Annotated in this window: 20 protein-coding genes and 1 pseudogene; 11 read left to right on the top strand and 10 right to left on the bottom strand. The window is 63.3% G+C overall.

Features of this window, described 5'->3' with window-relative positions; genetic code table 11:
• Positions 1-108 precede the first annotated feature (108 nt).
• Positions 109-1,275, top strand: coding sequence for a DUF2865 domain-containing protein (locus tag XF30_RS25020; protein ID WP_109144138.1), 1,167 nt, complete (start codon positions 109-111; stop codon positions 1,273-1,275).
• Between the two features lie 52 nt (positions 1,276-1,327).
• On the opposite strand, the gene XF30_RS25025 is transcribed toward XF30_RS25020, so the two are convergent.
• Positions 1,328-2,233: a DUF2189 domain-containing protein gene (locus XF30_RS25025; protein ID WP_109144139.1), complete on the bottom strand. Its 906-nt coding sequence runs from the start codon at positions 2,231-2,233 to the stop codon at positions 1,328-1,330.
• A 525-nt stretch (positions 2,234-2,758) separates the two neighbouring features.
• On the opposite strand from XF30_RS25025, the gene XF30_RS25030 reads away from it, so the two are divergent.
• The 5 genes from XF30_RS25030 to XF30_RS25050 all read left to right on the top strand — a co-directional run bounded on the left by XF30_RS25030 (position 2,759) and on the right by XF30_RS25050 (position 7,284).
• Positions 2,759-3,592, top strand: a complete 834-nt coding sequence (locus tag XF30_RS25030) for a cytochrome c oxidase subunit II (RefSeq protein WP_109144140.1) — start codon at positions 2,759-2,761, stop codon at positions 3,590-3,592.
• A 73-nt stretch (positions 3,593-3,665) separates the two neighbouring features.
• Entirely contained in the window at positions 3,666-5,444 is a 1,779-nt protein-coding gene (locus XF30_RS25035) for a cbb3-type cytochrome c oxidase subunit I (RefSeq protein WP_036001499.1), read from the top strand.
• Complete coding sequence (locus tag XF30_RS25040) at positions 5,441-6,145, top strand: cytochrome c oxidase subunit 3 (RefSeq protein ID WP_036001502.1); 705 nt, start codon at positions 5,441-5,443, stop codon at positions 6,143-6,145. The genes XF30_RS25035 and XF30_RS25040 overlap by 4 nt, the downstream gene beginning before the upstream one ends.
• 14 nt (positions 6,146-6,159) lie before the next feature.
• Positions 6,160-6,882: a heme-copper oxidase subunit III family protein gene (locus XF30_RS25045; RefSeq protein ID WP_036001504.1), complete on the top strand. Its 723-nt coding sequence runs from the start codon at positions 6,160-6,162 to the stop codon at positions 6,880-6,882.
• A 9-nt stretch (positions 6,883-6,891) separates the two neighbouring features.
• Positions 6,892-7,284, top strand: coding sequence for a cytochrome C oxidase subunit IV family protein (locus XF30_RS25050; protein WP_036001507.1), 393 nt, complete (start codon positions 6,892-6,894; stop codon positions 7,282-7,284).
• Between the two features lie 25 nt (positions 7,285-7,309).
• On the opposite strand, the gene XF30_RS25055 is transcribed toward XF30_RS25050, so the two are convergent.
• The 3 genes from XF30_RS25055 to XF30_RS25065 are packed head-to-tail and all read right to left on the bottom strand — an operon-like array spanning position 7,310 to position 10,836.
• The gene (locus XF30_RS25055) at positions 7,310-9,067 is read right to left on the bottom strand and encodes an NAD+ synthase (protein ID WP_109144141.1); all 1,758 of its coding nucleotides are present in this window, start codon (positions 9,065-9,067) and stop codon (positions 7,310-7,312) included.
• Between the two features lie 22 nt (positions 9,068-9,089).
• A complete protein-coding gene (locus XF30_RS25060; protein WP_036001513.1) occupies positions 9,090-9,443 on the bottom strand; it encodes a diacylglycerol kinase in 354 nt (117 codons plus the stop codon).
• A 4-nt stretch (positions 9,444-9,447) separates the two neighbouring features.
• Positions 9,448-10,836 (bottom strand): class II 3-deoxy-7-phosphoheptulonate synthase, encoded by a 1,389-nt coding sequence (locus tag XF30_RS25065; protein WP_036001515.1) that lies wholly within the window; start codon positions 10,834-10,836, stop codon positions 9,448-9,450.
• A 181-nt stretch (positions 10,837-11,017) separates the two neighbouring features.
• On the opposite strand from XF30_RS25065, the gene XF30_RS25070 reads away from it, so the two are divergent.
• Positions 11,018-11,914, top strand: coding sequence for an alpha/beta hydrolase family protein (locus tag XF30_RS25070; RefSeq protein WP_109144142.1), 897 nt, complete (start codon positions 11,018-11,020; stop codon positions 11,912-11,914).
• 7 nt (positions 11,915-11,921) lie between these two features.
• Here XF30_RS25070 and XF30_RS25075 read toward each other — a convergent pair whose 3' ends face one another.
• The 5 genes from XF30_RS25075 to XF30_RS25095 all read right to left on the bottom strand — a co-directional run bounded on the left by XF30_RS25075 (position 11,922) and on the right by XF30_RS25095 (position 14,480).
• On the bottom strand, positions 11,922-12,185 hold the full coding sequence (locus XF30_RS25075) for a hypothetical protein (protein WP_036001521.1): 264 nt from the start codon (positions 12,183-12,185) through the stop codon (positions 11,922-11,924).
• 202 nt (positions 12,186-12,387) lie between these two features.
• Entirely contained in the window at positions 12,388-12,972 is a 585-nt protein-coding gene (locus tag XF30_RS25080) for a TIGR00645 family protein (protein ID WP_036022249.1), read from the bottom strand.
• 31 nt (positions 12,973-13,003) lie between these two features.
• On the bottom strand, positions 13,004-13,651 hold the full coding sequence (locus XF30_RS25085; RefSeq protein WP_036022248.1) for a TerC family protein: 648 nt from the start codon (positions 13,649-13,651) through the stop codon (positions 13,004-13,006).
• A complete protein-coding gene (locus tag XF30_RS25090; protein WP_036022245.1) occupies positions 13,648-14,010 on the bottom strand; it encodes a hypothetical protein in 363 nt (120 codons plus the stop codon). Before XF30_RS25090 ends, XF30_RS25085 begins: the two co-directional genes overlap by 4 nt.
• A gap of 2 nt (positions 14,011-14,012) precedes the next feature.
• Entirely contained in the window at positions 14,013-14,480 is a 468-nt protein-coding gene (locus XF30_RS25095) for a tellurite resistance TerB family protein (protein ID WP_109144143.1), read from the bottom strand.
• A 359-nt stretch (positions 14,481-14,839) separates the two neighbouring features.
• Between XF30_RS25095 and XF30_RS25100 the strand changes: the two are divergent.
• From XF30_RS25100 to XF30_RS25115, 4 genes and pseudogenes are all read left to right on the top strand, one after another.
• Positions 14,840-15,668: pseudogene (locus XF30_RS25100) on the top strand (class II glutamine amidotransferase).
• An 18-nt stretch (positions 15,669-15,686) separates the two neighbouring features.
• On the top strand, positions 15,687-16,916 hold the full coding sequence (locus XF30_RS25105; RefSeq protein WP_109144144.1) for a carboxylate-amine ligase: 1,230 nt from the start codon (positions 15,687-15,689) through the stop codon (positions 16,914-16,916).
• A 63-nt stretch (positions 16,917-16,979) separates the two neighbouring features.
• Positions 16,980-17,165: a hypothetical protein gene (locus XF30_RS25110; protein ID WP_109144145.1), complete on the top strand. Its 186-nt coding sequence runs from the start codon at positions 16,980-16,982 to the stop codon at positions 17,163-17,165.
• A 324-nt stretch (positions 17,166-17,489) separates the two neighbouring features.
• Entirely contained in the window at positions 17,490-18,629 is a 1,140-nt protein-coding gene (locus XF30_RS25115) for a hypothetical protein (RefSeq protein WP_109145840.1), read from the top strand.
• Between the two features lie 866 nt (positions 18,630-19,495).
• On the opposite strand, the gene XF30_RS25130 is transcribed toward XF30_RS25115, so the two are convergent.
• Positions 19,496-19,747, bottom strand: a complete 252-nt coding sequence (locus tag XF30_RS25130; protein WP_225151078.1) for a hypothetical protein — start codon at positions 19,745-19,747, stop codon at positions 19,496-19,498.
• Positions 19,748-19,832 lie beyond the last annotated feature (85 nt).

The following is a 19,832-nucleotide window of genomic DNA, read 5'->3' on the forward strand; positions in this document are numbered from 1 at the left end:
CTCGGCCCCTGAAACGACGTGACGATGCCGCAGGAAGCGGCTATTGGGAGGGCGCGCTTCGGCCCCCACCCCACTTGGATGATCACGCTGGGCCGTGACCTCGCTAGAATGGCGGATATGCCTGAATTCTTCTCTCTCCTCCGTGCCCGCTCCCTCCTTGCCTGCACCGTGCTCCTCGGCACACTCGTGCTCGCCGATGGCGCTTTGGCGCAGGCCGGCCCGCCGCCCCAGCCCGGCCAGAACGGGCTCGGACCGAACCCGATGTGCGTGCGGCTGGAAGCCCAACTCGCCGCGCTCGATCGCGGCGGAGGTGATGCCGCGCGCGAAGAGCAGATCCGCCGCTACCAGGATTCCCAGGCCAAGCAGCAGGCCGAGCTCGACCGTGTCACCATGCAGGCCAAGCGCATGGGCTGTGATTCCTCCGGCTTCTTCTCGCTGTTCAACGGCCAGTCGGCGCAGTGCGGCCCGGTCAACACCCAGATCCAGCAGATGCGCGCCAATCTGGACCAGATTACCGGCAGCCTCGAGCGGCTGCGCGGCGGTCCCGGCGCCAACCCGGAGCGCGACAACCAGCGCCGCTCGGTGCTGATGGCGCTGGCGCAGAACAATTGCGGCCCGCAATATGCCAATGCCGTGCAGCAGCAGGGCGGCGGCAACTTCCTCAGCAATCTGTTCGGCGGCAACAATCCGAACAATCCGCAGGCCATGCCGCCCTCCGATCTCGGCCCGCAATCCGGCACCTTCCGCACCGTCTGCGTGCGCACCTGCGACGGCGCCTATTTCCCGATCTCCTTTGCCACCGTGCCGGCGCGCTTCCCTGACGATGAGAAGACCTGCAAGGCGCTGTGCCCGGCCGCGGAAGCCGTGCTCTACAGCCATCGCAATCCCGGCGAGGATATGAACGCTGCGGTCTCGATCGGCGGCCAGCCCTACACGGCGCTGCCGACCGCATTCAAATTCCGCAGCGAGTTCAACCCTTCCTGCTCCTGCAAGGCGGCGGGACAGACCTGGGCGGATGCGCTGAAATCGGCCGATGACAAGGCCGCGGCCGAGCAGCAGGGCGACATCATCGTCACCGAGGAAAGCGCCAGGAAGATGCAGCAGCAACGGCTCAACAAGGGCGCGCCGCAGCCTGCCAATGCCAAGAAAGGCGCGGCTCCTGCGCCAGCAACTGCCGCACCGGTCGCCACGCCACCCGCGGACGCGAGCCCCGCGTCGGAGAACAAGCCGATCCGCTCGGTCGGCCCGACCTTCCTGCCGCAGCAGCAGAAGTAGGCCGTCGCTCTGTCATGCTCCGCGCGGGCGTCCCAGCGCGGCCGTTCCGCTGTTACGGCTCGCCCTCGCGGCTCCACGGGAAGAGATTGGCCGGAAAGTCTGCTGCGTAGCGCCTACCCTTCCGGGGCGGCGGCGGTGCGTCCGGTGGGTTCGGATTGGGCTCGACCACCCGCCGATAGAGGTGCCAGGTGGCATGACCGAGCACCGGCAGAACGACGGCGAGACCGACGAAGAGCGGCAGCGAGCCGATCACGAGCAGCGCCGCCACGATGAGGCCCCATCCGGCCATCGCAACCGGATTCGCCGCCACCGCTCGGAGCGACGTGCGGATCGCGTCGATCGCCGTCGCATGACGGTCCAGCATCAACGGAAATGACACGACGCTAACGCACAATGCCACAACCGCAAACAGGAAGCCGACACCGCAACCGATGATGATGAGCGACCAGCCTTCGGGTGTCGTCAGCACGCGCGTTGCGAAGTCGGGTATGCTTGCGGCCGCAGCGTGACCGAAGATCGCGACATAGATTGCGTTCGCGGCACCGATCCAGGCCCCGAACAGGACCAGCAGGAGCACGCCGAGTTCGACCATGGCGCCGAACGACGGTGCGCGCAGCACCTTGATCGCATCCCATGCTTCGACCTCTTCGCCGCGCTCGCGACGACGGCTGAGTTCGTAGAGACCGATCGCGGCAAAAGGACCGATCAAGGCAAAGCCGGCGGCCAGCGGAAACAGTAGCGGCAGCACCGAATAGCCGAGCACCATCCTGAACAGGACGAGACCGAGAACGGGATAAATCAGGCACACGACGATCGCGTGACTCGGCATCGCCTGGAAATCACCCCAACCCAGGCGCAGGACCTCGGTCAGGTCGGACAAGCTGATCTTGCGAATGGGATAGGAGGTCGCTTCGCCGAATGCGCGCCGCCTGATGTCGTGGGAGTACAGAGTGGCCATGTACGGACCCTCCCGTGCTGAAAATCGCGGTTTTCGACAACACGCGCTCTTCAGCCACGCGTGTCCGCCTGACGAGCAGGAAACGCGAAGGGTCTGATACGGCAACCCAGGTTCAGTAACCGAGCCTGGCCGGACGGAACCCGTCGCGACCTGCCCAGCAAGCTTAGCGCGCGCGGAGCACGACTGCACTCACGGTTGGGTGAATTGCGCACCCGCACGGATTTGTGCGTTGCATCACCCAAACCGAACATAGGCGCCGGATGCTTGTCGGTTTGCCAGCACCGGCAATCACACCAATTCGGGCACCTCTATTGCTCTATTGACGCCGGATTAGGCTGGGATCATTTTAGACGCAGACGCCCTTAGAGTTGAAGGTCGCGAGCGTTCTCTTGATTTCGCGATCGGTGGACTGGGCGAAGCAAGAGGCCGGCGATGGCATATGCCAAGAAAGGCCAGCCATCGCGACCGACATGAGCTCCGCCCTGGATTCGTATCCGTAGCCTTCGATGGCAAGGATGGATCAGGATGGCTGTCGCACTGATACTGCTTCTGGTCGCGATCGGCTCGGTGCTGTTTCACATCTACAGCCCGTGGTGGTGGACGCCGATCGCCACGAACTGGGCCTATATCGACCACACGATCAACATCACATTCTGGATCACGGGCTTTGTTTTCGTCGCCGTGATCGCCTTCATGGCTTACTGCGTCTTCCGCTTTCGCCATAGAGAGGGAAGAAGGGCTGACTACAATCCGGAAAACAAAAGGCTCGAATGGTGGCTGAGCGTCGGGACCGGCGTCGGCGTCGCGGCCATGCTGGCGCCTGGCCTCGTGGTCTGGCACCAGTTCGTGACGGTGCCTGCGGATGCCACCGAGCTCGAGGTCATGGGCCAGCAATGGCAGTGGAGCTTCCGCCTTCCGGGCAAGGATGGGCAGTTGGGCACATCCGATGTCCGCAACATCGCTTCCGACAATCCGATGGGGCTCAATCGTGACGACCGGCACGCGCAGGACGATGTCGTGATCGAGAGCGGCGACCTGCACCTTCAAGTCGGAAAGCCGGTCAAGGTTCTCCTCCGCTCGGTTGATGTCCTGCACGATTTCTACGTGCCCGAATTCCGAGCCAAGATGGACATGGTTCCAGGCATGGTGACCTATTTCTGGATCACGCCGATCCGAACCGGAACGTTCGATGTCCTCTGTGCGGAGCTTTGTGGCACTGCTCACTATCAAATGCGGGCCAAGGTCATCGTCGACGAAGAGCGTGAATATCACGCTTGGCTGGAGCAACAAAAAACGTTCGCAGAATTATCGCCGGCAAAAGCCGTCGTGAAGACGACGTACCAATCCGGCAGCAAGTAGCAAGCTGCCGCCGAAGATAGATCGGGCGCAAGAGGCCAGCGCCTCCCCCCGATGGAACGACCGAGGAGGTTCTATGGTCGATGTTCCATATGAAGGGATCCCCGGCATCCCGCCTGCCGAAGTACCTGACGTCGAGCTCTATCATCCGCGGAGCTGGTGGACACGATATGTGTTCTCGCAGGACGCCAAGGTGATCGCCATTCAGTATTCGCTGACGGCCACGGCCATCGGGCTGGTGGCCCTGGTGCTGTCGTGGCTGATGCGGCTGCAACTGGGATTCCCCGGCACATTCTCTTTCATCGATGCCAACCAGTACCTCCAGTTCATCACCATGCACGGCATGATCATGGTGATTTACCTGCTCACTGCATTGTTCCTGGGCGGCTTCGGCAACTACCTGATCCCGCTGATGGTCGGCGCCAGGGACATGGTCTTCCCCTATGTGAACATGCTGAGCTACTGGATTTACCTGCTCGCAGTCCTGGTGCTTGCCTCGACATTCTTCGTGCCCGGTGGCCCCACCGGCGCCGGTTGGACGCTGTACCCGCCGCAAGCAATCCTTTCAGGAACGCCCGGGCAGGATTGGGGCATCCTTCTCATGCTCGCGTCCCTGATCCTGTTCATCATCGGCTTCACCATGGGCGGGCTGAACTATGTGGTCACTGTGTTGCAGGCGCGCACGCGCGGCATGACCTTGATGCGCCTGCCCCTGACGGTGTGGGGCATTTTCACGGCGACCGTTATGGCGCTCCTCGCGTTCCCTGCATTGTTCGTTGCCTCGGTCATGCTGCTGTTCGACCGTCTCTTGGGAACCAGCTTCTTCATGCCCGCTCTCCTCGAGATGGGCACGCTTTCGAAACATGGCGGCGGCAGCCCGTTGCTCTTCCAGCACCTGTTCTGGTTCTTCGGTCATCCCGAAGTCTACATCGTTGCCCTGCCCGCCTTCGGCATCGTCTCCGATCTGATCAGCACGCATGCGCGCAAGAACATCTTTGGTTATCGCATGATGGTCTGGGCGATCGTAGCCATCGGCGCGCTCAGCTTCATCGTATGGGCGCACCACATGTATGTGAGCGGCATGTTTCCGCAATTCGGGTACTTCTTCGCCACCACGACGCTCATCATCGCAATCCCCACCGCGATCAAGGTCTACAACTGGGTGCTGACCCTGTGGCGCGGCGACATTCATCTCACGGTGCCGATGCTGTTCGCCCTCGGCTTCATCGTCACCTTCGTGAACGGCGGGCTCACCGGCCTCTTCCTCGGCAACGTCGTCGTGGACGTGCCCCTCTCGGATACCATGTTCGTGGTCGCCCATTTCCACATGGTGATGGGCGTGGCGCCGATCATGGTCGTGCTCGGCGCGATCTATCATTGGTACCCAAAGGTCACGGGGCGGATGCTGAACGAGGCCATGGGCAAGTTTCACTTCTGGGTCACCTTCCTCGGCGCCTACCTGATCTTCTTCCCCATGCACTATCTTGGACTGCTCGGGGTCCCGCGCCGGTATTTCGAACTCCTGGATACGACGTTCATCCCGTCCTCGGCCCATTCACTCAACGCCTTCATCTCCGTGGTGGCCTTGATCGTCGGCTTTAGCCAGATGGTGTTCCTGTTCAACCTTGTCTGGAGCCTGTTCAAAGGTGAGGCCTCAGGCGGCAATCCGTGGCGGGCGACGACGCTGGAGTGGCAGACGCCGGAGACGCCCCCAGCGCACGGCAACTGGGGCAAGGAGCTCCCTGTCGTGTACCGCTGGGCCTATGATTACAGTGTGCCCGGTGCCGCGGAGGACTTCATTCCGCAGAACCAGCCGCCGCGTGCGACTCAGCTCGTTCAGGGAGCTGCTTCGTGAGCGCCATCATCCTGTTCCTGGCTGTGCTTGCGGTGATCGCCGGATGGTGGCTGTCGCAACAGCGCCTGACGGCCAAGCCCTGGCTGGAGGAAGGCCCGGCCGGTGACTTCCCCGGCGGCGATGCCATAACCTGGCCGGCAGCGAAGATCGGACTTGGCGTGTTTCTCGCGGTCGCGAGCGCCTTGTTCATCCTCTTCATCAGCGCCTACTCGATGCGCATGAGCGTGGTGGACTGGCGGCCGCTGCCGGTGCCGCGGCTGCTGTGGGTCAACACGGGCGTCCTGGTCCTGAGCAGTGTCGCGCTGCAATGGTCGTACGTGGCCGCGCGCCGACACGATACCGAAGGCGTCATGATCGGTCTGCTCGCGGGCGGAGCATCTGCCGTGATCTTCCTCGCCGGGCAGCTCCTGGCCTGGCAACGGCTCGGGGCTGCGGGATATTTCGTGGCGTCCAATCCATCGAATTCCTTCTTCTACCTGTTGACCGCAGTGCACGGGCTGCATCTGACGGGCGGTCTGGTGGCCTTGGGCCGAACCTCGGCCAAGATGTGGCGCGGCGCCGAGATCGCCGGCATGCGCTTGAGCGTGGAGCTGTGCGCCATCTACTGGCACTTCCTGCTGTTGGTCTGGCTTGTCCTGCTCGGTCTTCTCACCGGCTGGACCGACGATTTCGTCGACATCTGCCGCCAATTGCTGAGCTAGGGAGGCGAGACCAGATGGCTGAGACCGTGCTGACAAATCCGGGCCAATCGCCTGCGCGGCTTGAAGGCTGGCGCGGCATCGCCGCCGACTGGGCGTCCGATCAGCGCGCCTTCAAGAACGTGTCCTGGGGCAAGGCCATGATGTGGATCTTCCTCCTCAGCGACACCTTCATCTTCAGTTGCTTCCTGCTCTCCTACATGACGGCGCGCATGTCGACGACCGTGCCGTGGCCCAATCCCAGCGAAGTCTTCGCCCTCGATATCGGGGGCAACCACATGCCCCTGATCCTGATCGCCATCATGACCTTCGTGCTGATCAGCAGCAGCGGTACGATGGCGATGGCCGTCAATTTCGGCTACCGCCGCGATCGGGTGAGAACCGCAATCCTGATGCTGGTCACTGCAGCCTTCGGCGCGACCTTCGTCGGAATGCAGGCCTTCGAATGGACCAAGCTGATCATGGAGGGCGTCCGGCCCTGGGGCAATCCATGGGGCGCCCCGCAGTTTGGTGCGAGCTTCTTCATGATCACCGGCTTCCACGGCACCCATGTGACGTTCGGTGTGATCTTCCTGATCGCCATCGCGCGAAAGGTCTTTCGTGGCGACTTCGACGTCGAGAGGCGCGGCTTCTTCACGAGCCGAAGGGGGAATTACGAGATCGTCGAGATCACGGGCCTATACTGGCACTTCGTCGATCTCGTGTGGGTGTTCATCTTTGCATTCTTCTATCTTTGGTGAGGTCGGCGCATGACAAACGCGGCGGTACACATGGAAGAGCGGCTCCACGCTCCGGCGCACGGCGCAGTCGCAACGGAAGCCGTTCACGCCGAGGGGCAACAGCACCCGATCAAGCTCTACCTCGTGGTCTGGGGCTGGTTGTTCGTCCTCAGCACGTTCTCCTACCTCGTCGACTACTTTGGCCTGCATGGCTATCTGAGGTGGTCGCTGATCCTGCTGTTCATGATGTTGAAGGCCGGCCTGATCGTCGCCGTCTTCATGCACATGGCCTGGGAGCGGCTGGCCTTGACCTATGCCATCCTGCTGCCGCCGGTCGTGGTATTCGTATTTGTGGCGATCATGGCGCTCGAATCCGAATACACGCGCTTCCTGAGGGTGCTGTTTTTCGCAACCCCGTCATAGCGCCTGCCGTCGCTCAGGCCAGGCTTCACCCCTCGAATGCGTCGATTGACGCCGTGCTTCCACGTGACACCAGCGCCTCATCCGTCGCCGGCAACGGCTGGCCCTTGTCGCGAAAACGGTTGGTGATGGGATAACGGCGGTCGCGGCCGAAATTCTTCGGTGTCACCTTCACCCCAGGCGCGGCCTGGCGGCGCTTGTATTCGGCGACGTTGAGCAGATGATCGATCCGGATCACCGTCTCGCGGTCGAAGCCGGCGGCGATGATCTGGTCGAGCGGCTCCTCGCGCTCGACCAGGCGCTCCAGGATGGCATCGAGCACGTCGTAAGGCGGCAACGAGTCCTGATCGGTCTGGTTCTCGCGCAGCTCCGCGGTCGGCGGGCGCGTGATGATGTCGGGCGGGATCACCTCGCCGGCAGGGCCGAGCGCGCCCTCCGGCTTCCAGGAATTGCGCAGGCTTGCCAGGCGGAACACCTGCGTCTTGTAGATGTCCTTGATCGGGTTGAAGCCGCCGTTCATGTCGCCATAAAGCGTGGCGTAGCCGACCGACATCTCCGACTTGTTGCCGGTCGTCACCACCATCAGCCCGGTCTTGTTGGAGATCGCCATCAGCAGCGTGCCGCGGGTGCGGGCCTGGAGGTTCTCCTCGGTGATATCGGGCGGCAGGTTCTTGAAGATGCCGGACAGGATCGTCTCGAACCCGGTCACGGCTTCGGCGATCGGCAGCACCTCGTAGCGGATGCCGAGATGGCCGGCGAGCTCGCCGGCATCCGCGATCGAATGCGGCGCGGTGTAGCAGTAAGGCAGCATCACGCCATGCACCTGGTCGACGCCGAGCGCGTCGACCGCGATCGCCGCGCAGAGCGCCGAATCGATGCCGCCGGAGATGCCGAGCAGCACGCCTGGAAAGCCGTTCTTGGCGACGTAATCGCGTAAGCCCAGCACGCAGGCGGCGTAGTCGGCCTTGTCGCGCTCGGGCAGCTCGGCGATCGGCCCGCTGCAGCGCCAGTCGTCGCCGTTTCTGCTGAAGCGCAGCGTGACGATGCCTTCTTCGAAGGCCGGCAGCTGCGCCGCGAGCGAGAGATCGCCATTGAGCGCGAAGGATGCGCCGTCGAACACGAGCTCGTCCTGGCCGCCGACCTGGTTGAGATAGACCAGCGGCAGCCCGCTCTCTGTGACGCGCGCCACCGCGACCGACAGGCGCACGTCGTTCTTGTCGCGGGCGTAAGGCGAGCCGTTCGGCACCAGGACGATCTCGGCGCCGGTCTCGGCCAGCGTCTCGACCACGTTCTCGTAATCCTCGGACTCTTCCAGCCAGATGTCCTCGCAGATCGGCACACCGATGCGCACGCCGCGCACAGTGACGGGACCGGCGGCAGGGCCGCGCGAAAACAGCCGCTTCTCGTCGAACACGCCGTAATTCGGCAGGTTGCACTTGAAACGCAGGCTCGCGATGCGCCCGCCGTCGAGCAGCGCACAGGCATTGTAGAGCATGCCCTCCTCGACCCAGGGCGTGCCGACCAGCATCGCAGGCCCGCCATCGGCGGTCTCGCGCGCGAGGCTTTCGATCGCGGCGCGGCAGGCGGCCTGGAAGGCGGGCTTCTGCACCAGGTCTTCCGGCGGATAGCCGGCGATGAACAGTTCTGGAAACAACACGAGATCGGCGCCGTCGGACTTGGCCTGCGCCCGCGCCGCGCGCGCCTTGGCCGCATTGCCCTCCACGTCGCCCATGGTCGGATTGAGCTGGGCGAGCGTGACCGCGAATGTGTCGAGACGTTCGGTCATGGCCGCTTTATCCGATCCCGAGTTACAGGAACCCCAATCGCTCGATGATGGCAATGATCCAGAACGCGCCGGTCATCAAGAGCGCAACGCCAACCGCGGCCGAGCCCATGTCCTTGACTCGGCCGATCTGCTTGTCGTGATCCAAGGTCAGCCGGTCGGCGAGCTTCTCGATCGCGGTATTGAGCAACTCGACCGTCAGCACGAAAGCGACAGAGCACACCAATTCGACCGCGCGCATCGCGGTGGCGCCGATGAACCAGGCGAGCGGCACCGACAGCAGCAGCGCAAAGATCTCCTCGCGGACCGCCTGCTCCGACCGGAACGCAAAGGCCAGCCCGTTGCGGGAATTGATCGTGGCCTTCCAGATCCGCAGCAAGGTCTTACAGCCCCGCTGCGGCCGGAATCGGCTGAGCCTTGCCGGCGCGCTCCTGCTTGAGCAGCTCCGCGACCAGGAACGCCATATCGATGGATTGCTCGGCGTTGAGGCGGGGATCGCAGACCGTGTGGTAGCGATCGTTGAGATCCTCATCCGTGATCGCGCGGGCGCCGCCGAGACATTCGGTGACGTCCTGGCCGGTCATCTCCAGATGCACGCCGCCGGCATGGGTGCCCTCGGCGGCGTGGACCGCGAAGAACGACTTGACCTCGGACAGGATGCGGTCGAACGGGCGAGTCTTGTAGCCGGACGTCGAGGTGATGGTGTTGCCGTGCATGGGATCGCAGGACCAGACCACCACCCGGCCCTCGCGCTTCACGGCACGGACCATGTTCGGCAGATGCTCGCCGATCTTGTCGGAGCCGAAGCGGCCGATCAGCGTCAGCCGGCCCGGCTCGTTGTCGGGATTGAGCACGTCGATCAGCTTCAGCAGCTCGTCCACCTTGAGCGAGGGGCCGCACTTCAGCCCGATCGGATTCTTGATGCCGCGGAAATATTCGACATGGCCGTGATCGAGCTGGCGGGTGCGGTCGCCGATCCAGATCATGTGGCCCGAGGTCGCGTACCAGTCGCCGGTGGTGGAATCGACGCGGGTCATGGCCTGCTCGTAGCCGAGCAGCAGCGCCTCATGGCTGGTGTAGAAATCGGTGGCACGCAGCTCCGGATGGCTCTCGAGGTCGAGGCCGCAGGCGCGCATGAAGTTGAGCGCGTCCGAGATGCGGTCGGCCAGCTCCTTGTAGCGGCGTGACTGCGGGCTATCCTTGAGGAAACCCAGCATCCATTGATGCACGCTGCCGAGATTGGCGAAGCCGCCGGTGGCGAACGCGCGGAGCAGGTTCAGCGTCGCGGCGGACTGGCGATAGGCCATCAGCTGGCGCTGCGGATCGGGAATGCGCGCTTCGCTGGTGAAGGCGATGTCGTTGACGATGTCGCCGCGATAGCTCGGCAGCTCGACGCCATTCACCTTCTCGGTCGCCGACGAGCGCGGTTTCGCGAACTGGCCGGCGATGCGGCCGACCTTCACCACCGGCACCGCGCCGGCATAGGTCAGCACCACCGCCATCTGCAGCAGCACGCGGAAGAAGTCGCGAATGTTGTTGGCGCCGTGCTCGGCGAAGCTCTCGGCGCAGTCGCCGCCCTGCAGCAGGAAGGCCTCGCCGGCCGCAACGCGGCCCAAGGCCTTCTTCAGATTGCGCGCCTCGCCTGCGAACACCAGCGGCGGAAAGGTCGCAAGCTGCGCCTCGACGTCGGCCAGAGCCTTGGCGTCGGGATATTCGGGCACCTGTAGCACCGGCTTGCTGCGCCAGGACTCGGGCGTCCACCGCTCGGACATCGCAATCTCTCCGTGAAGCAAAAACCACAACCTGATCTAGGGGTTGCGAGGGCCGCCTTATACACAGGCCGGCCACGCCCCGCCAGTTGTAAATCCATTTCGCAGCGCAAACCCTTGCGGCCAAAGCCGAATTCGCATTTGCTTGGGCAGGCTTGAGGAATCCGACAGGACACCGACTGCCATGGGCGAGGCACTGGATGACGTTTTCATCGACGAGATCAGCTTCCCGGCAGCCGACGGCTATGCCCTGACCGGCACCCTGTTCCTGCCGCGCGGCGCCAAGCGCCATGCCGTCCTGATCAATTCGGCGACCGCCGTGCCGCGAAAGATCTATCGGGGCTTTGCCTCCTACCTCGCCCATCGCGGCTGCGCGGTGCTGACCTACGATTATCGCGGCATCGGCGATTCCCGCCTGCCGGCGATGGTCGGCTACAACCAGCCGAAATCGCTGGTCGGCTTCAAGGCCTCGATGTCGGACTGGGCGGCGCTCGACGTCACCGCCGCGGTCAGCTGGATGCGCGAGCGCTATCATGCCCTGCCGCTCGCCTATATCGGCCATTCCTTCGGCGGCCAGGCGCTCGGGCTGATCGCGAATAACAGCGATATCTCGCGCGCGGCCTTGGTGGCCTCGCAGGCCGCGACATGGCGGTTGATGACCTCGCCGGAAAAATACCGGGTCTACGCCTTCATGAATTTTGTCGGTGTGCCGCTGGTCAAAGCACTCGGTTACGCACCGGGCTGGGCCGGTATCGGCGAGGATTTGCCCAAGGGCGTCTTCCTGCAATGGACCGAATGGGTCTCGAGCCCGCGCTATCTGTTCGATTCAAAGCTGCCGGCACTCGAGAACTTCGCCAGGTTCAAGGGCGAGCTGCGCTCGCTATGTTTCTCCGACGATCCCTGGGCGACGCGGCCCGCGGTCGAGCTGCTCGCGAGCGGATTCACTGCGATCAAGCCGGAGGTGCTGATGGTCAAACCGTCCGACGTCGGCGCCAAGGGAATAGGCCATTTCGGCTTCTTCCGCCCCGAGCACCGCGACACGCTGTGGCGCGGCGTCGCGGAATGGATTCAGGGGGAATGAGGCTGCGTCAGCGGATGATCGTCGTCAGCGACGAGTAGCGGCGGTTCGGCTTGGCGTCGCTAGGTGCGAACTGCGCGAAGGCGTCGCTGACGCGCACCGCCGGCGGCGTGTCGCTTGCGAACCGAAACTCCTTCGGCCGCGGTGCGTAGAAGCTTGCGCGGTAATAAGCGTCGTCGAAGCGCGCCTCGCCGACGCCGAACAATGCGTCACAGACCAGCAGGAGCGCGTAGACTCCCGCGACCGCTGCGACGATCTCCCTGAGAATTGTCATGCCCGATGCCCTGCCCTTTGCGGGCAGGATGCAGATCGGTTCCAAAGGCCTGGTTTAAGGCGCCCGGCTTCTTGTCGGCAGCGTTTGCCGGCACTGAACCGATTGCAGACAATTTTATCGATCTCGAAAGAGAGCCCGCCCAACCGGACGATCAGGCGGGCTCCAGGATTGGCCGCTCGGGAGGTATTGGGCGGCCAGCTTATCAGCCGTGCTCGGCCGCCTTGCGATGGCCGCTCTCGCTGAGGCGGTCGACCCAGGCGATGCCGACCGCCGAGACGATGAAGGTCATATGAATCAGCACCTGCCACATTACCCCGCTCTCGGTGAAATTGCTGCGGGTCGTGCCGAGATTGCCGGCCTCGATGAAGGTCCTGAGCAGCGAGATCGAGGAGATGCCGATGATCGCCATTGCGAGCTTGATCTTGAGCACGCTGGCATTGACGTGACCGAGCCATTCCGGCTCGTCCGGATGGCCGCTGAGGTTCAGCCGGGAAACGAAGGTCTCGTATCCACCCACGATTACCATGATCAGAAGGTTCGAGATCATGACGACGTCAATCAGCCCGAGCACGACCAGCATGATCTGCTGCTCGCTGGCGTCGAACGAATGCAAGACGAGGTGCCAGAGCTCCTTCAGGAACAACAGCACATAGACGGACTGGGCGACAATGAGGCCAACATAGAGCGGCAGCTGCAGCCAGCGCGAGCCGAAGATCAGCTTCGGAAGCAGGCCGACCGGCGGCAACGGCGCGGCCCGCGCCGAAGGTGCTTTGGGTTCAGACGTCATTGATCACTCCGGACTGCGGTAGATTGTCGCCTCAGAGACTCGCAATCACCGGTGCAAGTTCCAGCGTGCCGCGATAGATCATCTCAAACGAGACGTAAAGGATGATGGCGAGGCCGACATAGGCCACCCAGCGCTGCTTCTGGAGCAAACGGCCAAGCAGATCCGCGGCAACGCCCATCATCCCAACCGACAAGAGCAGGCCGAAGGCCAGGATGTAGGGATGCTCCCGCGCGGCGCCCGCGACCGCGAGCACGTTGTCGAGCGACATCGACACGTCGGCGGCGACGATCTGCACCGCCGCTTGGCCGAAAGTCTTCTGCGTTACCGGCTGCTGTACCGGCGCAGCACCTGCGCCGTTACTATCGAATGCGAGTTCTTTCGAATGCGCGGCCTGCTCGCGCAGCTCGCGCCACATCTTCCAGCAGACCCAGAGCAGCAACACGCCGCCGGCGAGCAGAAGGCCGATCACTTGCAGAAGCTGGGTCGCAACGCCGGCGAAGGCGATACGCAGTGCGGTGGCAGCGGCGATACCGACGATGATGGCGCGGCGGCGCTGCTCGGCCGGCAGGCCGGCAGCCGCAAGGCCGATGACGACGGCATTGTCGCCGGCGAGCACGAGATCGATCAGGATGACTTGAAACAGCGCGGACAGCGCTTCGGCGGTGATGAGTTCAGTCATGATTGATCATTCCTAGAGGCAGACGGATCGAGCCAATGCGGCTTGCGCCGCTCGATCCAGTCGAAGACTTTTGAACGGGAGGAGCGCAGCGCAGGCACGTCCTCGGCGAGCAGAGCAAGGCCGAGCGGCAGCATCCAGACGCCGAGCACCGGGAGGATGGAGAGCACACCGCCGACGACCAGCAGCGTGCCCGAGGGGATCCTGACCCAGCGGCTGGACGGCTTGAGCAGATAGGTCAGGGTGTCGCTCATGCGCGGCGGCAGGCGGTCGACGAGCTTGGCCAGGCGCGGGTCTCCACCAGCGATCTGCTCGGTGTTCCCCTCGGTTTGCCTGGCGCGCTCGTTCGAAATCGTGCTCATGCTTACCCCTTCGAGGCGGCCTGCAGCTTGGGGCCCGGCGCACTCGCCCCGACCGGCTTCGCGCGCGGCAGCACCAGCGTCAGCAAGCGCAACAATTTAATCGCCTGGACTTCGTGGGGATGTACGTCCTCGTCTGCGGCAGCAACGCGCTCCGACAGCTCCACCAGATGCGACGACAGCGGCAGGTTCGAAACCGGTCGCAGCGTATCGATCACGACGTTGGCAAAATCCGGCTCTTCGAGCCGTTCGGCGAGTTCGTCGAACATCGCACGGAGCCGTTCGTCGCCGATGTGCGGCGCCAGCTTGCGGTCTCTGATGAAACGGATCACCTCGTCGCGTTCGACGGGTGAGACGCGCCGGTCAGCAACCGCTACCAGGGCGCCCACGATCACCACGGCCGCCGCGGCCTGCTCATTCAGGCTGGACGGTTCCGTGATCTCGATCGAATTTGAGGACTTGGTTCCGGACATCGTAGCTCCCTTAACTTGCGAAATAGCCGCACGGAGCTGCGATGGGGACGAATGGTCGGAGAAAACGAAACAGGGGGCCCGACAATCGGCCGATCCATCGCATTCGCGCGGGACTGGTCATCCGACATCGCGAGGTTTGCCGACGAACGTCGACGTCCTCGCCAGAGGGGCCCGGATTCTTGTTCGCTTCAGAATTATAGGTACGCCTGTCGGAATCAAGGCGGACCGGCTGCGACCAGCCGCCGCATCCGTTCGGCGTTGCGGGATCGGTCATGCAACCCTTTCGCAGCTGGAACCATGCGTCCGTGACAGGTGTTGATGCACCTCGCGACGCATCAAACCGCCTGGCAGGAACCCGCATGTGCCGCTGGATCGCATACCGGGGCGAAACCACCTCGTTCGAGCCTTATGTCACCGAACCCGAGCATTCGCTGATTGCGCAGAGCATCCGCTCGCTTCAGTCCACGGCGGGCTCGAACGGAGACGGCTTTGGTCTCGGCTGGTATGGCGAGCACCCCGAGCCGGGCCTTTATCGCGAGACGCGCCCGGCGTGGTCGGACGAAAACCTGCGCTACCTCTGCCGGCATCTGCACTCGCATCTGTTCTTCGCTCATGTGCGTGCCGCAACCGGCACGGCCGTGACGCGGCAGAATTGTCACCCCTTTGCCTGCGGGCACTGGATGTTCATGCACAACGGGTTCGTCGGGAGCTGGAATCGGCTGCGGCGCAAAGTCGAGGCGCTGATTCCCGATGCCTACTATCCGTCGCGGCTGGGCACGACGGATTCGGAAGCCGTGTTCCTGGCCATGATGGGGGGCCGGTCTCGAGCACGATCCGCTCGGCGCGACACAGTCCGTGCTGCAATCCCTCATCGGATTCGTCAATGAAGGCGGGCTTCGCGAACGGCTGCGCTTTACCAGCGCGATTGCCAACGGCCGCGACCTCTACGCATTTCGGGTCTCGGTGAACGATGCCGCGAACACGCTCTACTTCCGCGAGGACGGCGGGCAAGTCATCGTCGTCTCCGAGCCGTTCGATAAGGAATCGGACTGGGCGGAAGTCCCGCCGAACCACGCCCTGATCGCGCGAGCGTCCGAAGCCGTCAAAATTGTTCCGTTCGACCCTGCAATTTCCAGTACATTGGGTGCGGAACCGGCCACAATCAGACGGATTATCGCCCGCAGGTAATGACCGCGCCGGTGGCCAATGACATTTGCTTCAGACGTTTCAAAGCTGCTGCGTCTTGCCCCCTCCGAGGACAAGCAGCATGTCGTCATCCGTTCTGCCGGCGGCGGCGGCAATCCGGCGGAATATTCCTTCGGCATGGAGGAGGAATACTTCCTCGCTGACCGCCGCAGCTTCGAGGTCGCGATCCGCACGCCCAACGAGCTGTTCGAATCGGCAAACTGGTCGACCGGCGGCCAGGCCATGCGCGAGATGCTGCAATCGCAGCTCGAGGTCGCAACCAACGTTCATGTCGACGTGAACGACGCGCGCGAGGAGTTGCGCTTCCTGCGACGCGAGGTCGCGAACGTCGCTGCGCAATACGGCTTCGTGATCATGGCCTGCGGCACGCACCCGAGCGCAGTCTGGCGCATGTCGCAGCCCAGCCCGAAACCGCGCTACGAGGAGATGATCGAGGATCTGCGCAGCATCGGTCACCGCAACATGATGTGCGGCATGCACGTGCATGTGCAGTTGCCGGATCCCGAGAAGCGCATGGCGGTGATGCGGGCCATGCTGCCGCATCTGCCGCTGTTCATCGCGCTGTCGGCGTCCTCGCCCTTCTGGAATTCGCACAAGACCGGATTGAAGGGCTACCGCCTCGCGGCTTATTCCGAGCTGCCGCGCACCGGCCTGCCCGAATTGTTCGAAGGCAAGCAGGATTTCGACGCTTATGTCGGCGCGTTGCAGCGCTCCGGCGTGATCCCGGACGAAAGCCACATCTGGTGGGCAATGCGCCCCTCCATGAAGCATCCGACGCTGGAGCTTCGCGCGCCCGACACCTGCACCTTCGTCGACGACGCGGTTGCCATCGCCTCGCTCTACCGCTGCCTGACGCGGCATCTCTATCTGCGCCCTCAGCTGTCCCGGGAGGTCACTGCGGTCGAGCGCGCGATCGCGGTCGAGAACAAATGGCGCGCCCAGCGCTACGGCACCGACTGCATCTTCGCCTCGAAGGACGGACCGGTGACGATCTCGGAGCTGCTCACCGGGGTGATCGACGACATTGCGGAGGACGCAGCCGCACTGAACTGCTCCGCCGAGATCGAACACTGCCGCACCATCGTCGCGCGCGGCAGCTCGGCGGAATTCCAGCTTCGCGCCTATCGCGACAGCGGCGACGACATCGCAGCCGTGTCACAATGGATCGCTACATCTACGCTGTCGGGAACGAGCGCGCTTATCCAACGCAGCGCTTCTGCGCCGTCATAGCGCCCCCGCAAGCTTGCGCGACGAAAATGCCATTCCTGAATTGCGGAGATCGTGGAGAAGCGCATGAACCGCACCACACCCTGCCCCGGCTGCGGCCATGCGCTTGTGCCGATGCTGACGGCCCACGGCCACACGGAGCCGAGCTGCCTCTGGTGCGAAGGCTTCGACGCGCGCGCCATGGACATGGCGAAATGGGCAGGCAGCCCGTCCGGCAAGCCCGAGCCGGCGCTTTCGCGATCATTCGACTGAACCGTGCCGGGCGCCCGTCGCGGGGGCCGGCTGCATGCGCTTTTGCAGGGCATGCCGACAAATTAGACAAGACAAGCCGCTGCGCCCACTGACGCTTGTCCGGAGAAGTCGGGCGAGTTCGGCGCCACCCATTGTCTAACCTCAGGTGCAATCTCGATTATTTGCGCGTCGCGTGCAGCCGGCGGACCAGCGCGCCGCATTGCGCTCCGGCTGGCCTGAAATTCGCAAGACTGCATCAGGCCAAGTCCCTGCCCGGCCAGATGAGGAGCGGCCAGTCACGTGCGCTCGGCTTCCGGGATGAATGGCCTCAGATCGGAGAATGCCATGAACGTGCATGCTGCCGGAGACATCAAATTCACCGGTCTCACCCATCCGAACGGCGCCCGGCTGCGCCTCAACGATCAGGACTTCGTGGCGATCGATCGCGACAAGAATGCGAATTTCGAGGCGACCTACCGGCCGCAGGCGCTCTACAACCGCGCCCACGAAGGCTTCCACGCCAACAACGAAACCTTCCTGCTGCACGAGGTGGCCACCAATCTGCCGATTTATCGGCCCGACACCGGCCCTACCGACTTCCATCTGCATCTGCCGCCGGGCGGCTTTCAGCTCGTGCTGGTCACCTCGGGCGCGTTCACCTTCGACTATGACGGCCGCTGGTACAATGTCGGCCCGGGCGCGGTGATGCTGCAAAGCGCGATCGTGCATCGCCAGCTGTTCTACACCTGGTCAGGCCTGTCGACCGAAGAGAATTTGAAGACGCCGCAGACGGTGGTGCCCGATCCGATCTCGATGGGCTATTCCGGCAAATTTCTCGAAGCCTTCATCACCGATCCCGCCACCTTTCCGAACCCGACCATTGTCGGCCCGGATCAGATCAATGAGGACGAAACGCCGCGCGTGGCCTGGAGCCATCCGCTGCATGACCGCCCGGCCGATGCCGGCTTCTGGCTTCAGGATCCCCTGGCGCTCGACGCGCTGTTCAAGCCGCTCACCGATGGTTCCGTCAGATCGGCGATGCCGGTTTACATTCGCGACATCGGCATCGAGATTCCGAGCGGGCATCTCGTCACCGGCCACATCATCGCGACCGACCCGCGTGGCCACGCGCTCTTGCCGAAGAGCACGTCTGCCGCGGCGGACGCGACCCGCTTTGCCAAGGGCGAGGTCGTGATCTATCGCGTCATTCGCGGCACGGCCGAGTTCAAGAAGAAGTCCGGCGAGAGCTTTGAACTCTCTGCCGGCGACGTGGTGACGGCGGGCAAGGATTCCATCAACCTGATCGGCGTCGGCGAAAACACGCAGGTCCTCCGCCTCGGCCTGCTCAAGGGCATGAACGAGCTGCGCAGCTGGACGGCGACACAGCGCGACGAGATCGACGGCCTCGCCGGTCAGATCATCACCCAGAAGGACGTGCGTCCCCTGCGCACCGAAGGCAAGCCGGTCGGGTATTTGTACGGCTAGGCCGGTTCGCAGCTAGGCTGCCGTTGTCTTCCGACGCAGGAATCGTACTTGAGACCAACAGCAGGCCGTTTGAGAAAAATACGTGATGCCGGCCTCGTTAGGTAACACCTCTGTAGGTGCTCCAGCTCGCAAGTCGCTTCGCTGTATCGGCGATCTCCTCTGGAGCCGTGAGTCCCAGCTTCCCCAACAATCGCACTCGCTGTTCCGCGATTTGCTTGCGGCTGCCTCCAAGCCGGACAGCGATCTCCGCGTCCGTTTTCCCGGCGGCCAAGCGCCTGAGAAAGCGCTTCTCGTGAGGGCTGAGCAAAATGTCGGTCATTTGCGCCTTGTCCTGTCTCGTGACTCCTCCGCTGCGACAGCAGTCAGAAGTTCGAACTGGCTCGCGAGGCCGCTTAGGCTGTTTGCGATGTTTTTGAACAGGTTCGCCATTCTCGGTGACACTCCATCTTCCTCGGCCCTTCTTCGATAGTCGCTCGCGAGTTTGCGGCACTCCTCGGCGCTCCGCATGGGTCACTCTCCCAAGCCAAATGTTTGGCAGATGAGATCGCTCTCGAAAACATAAGGGTCGCGTTCAAAAGGGGCGGCCCGGTTCGGCTTTGATGCGCCAATTGGGAATCGAAAACCAAGGGCGAGGAGAGAAACGGCCGTGATCGTGAATATGCTGGCTGAGACGGCGAGCGCTAGGTAACGCGGTCTCGCATGAATTACGTCCTCTCCGGCCCGACAATCCTACATCGAACCTTAGCGGACAACAGTGCAAAAGTGAACGTTGGGCCTCATGAGGTAGAGCTGGTTTGCGCTCGCTGAGCCTCGATCCGCCCGCATTCGCGCACGGATTCGGGATCCCACCGGCCCATGGCCGAAATTTACTTCGGAAGGCATTCGACGTTGTATGCAATGATGAGCTGCGTCGGATCGGCTTTCCCGAGGCTCTTCAAATCTTCCAAACCGCTTCTAAGCTTGGCTCCTGCCTCGCTCAAGCTGCCTTCAAGTGTCGTCTTGGCCTTCCGGCATCGCTCTTCACTCGTGAACTCCTGAAACACGACTGTCGGGAGGAGCCTCCATTCCGCCTTGTCACTGGTGGCGGCCGGGCTGACTGAGTAGGAGAAGACGTACATCAGGACCCACATCCTCTTGCTCCGTACGCGATGAGCACTGCTAGCTGGCCCCCCGACTGAGCCGCTCATGTCCTGCCGCTCGTTG

Source organism: Bradyrhizobium sp. SUTN9-2 (assembly GCF_003122645.1).
Lineage (GTDB): Bacteria > Pseudomonadota > Alphaproteobacteria > Rhizobiales > Xanthobacteraceae > Bradyrhizobium > Bradyrhizobium yuanmingense.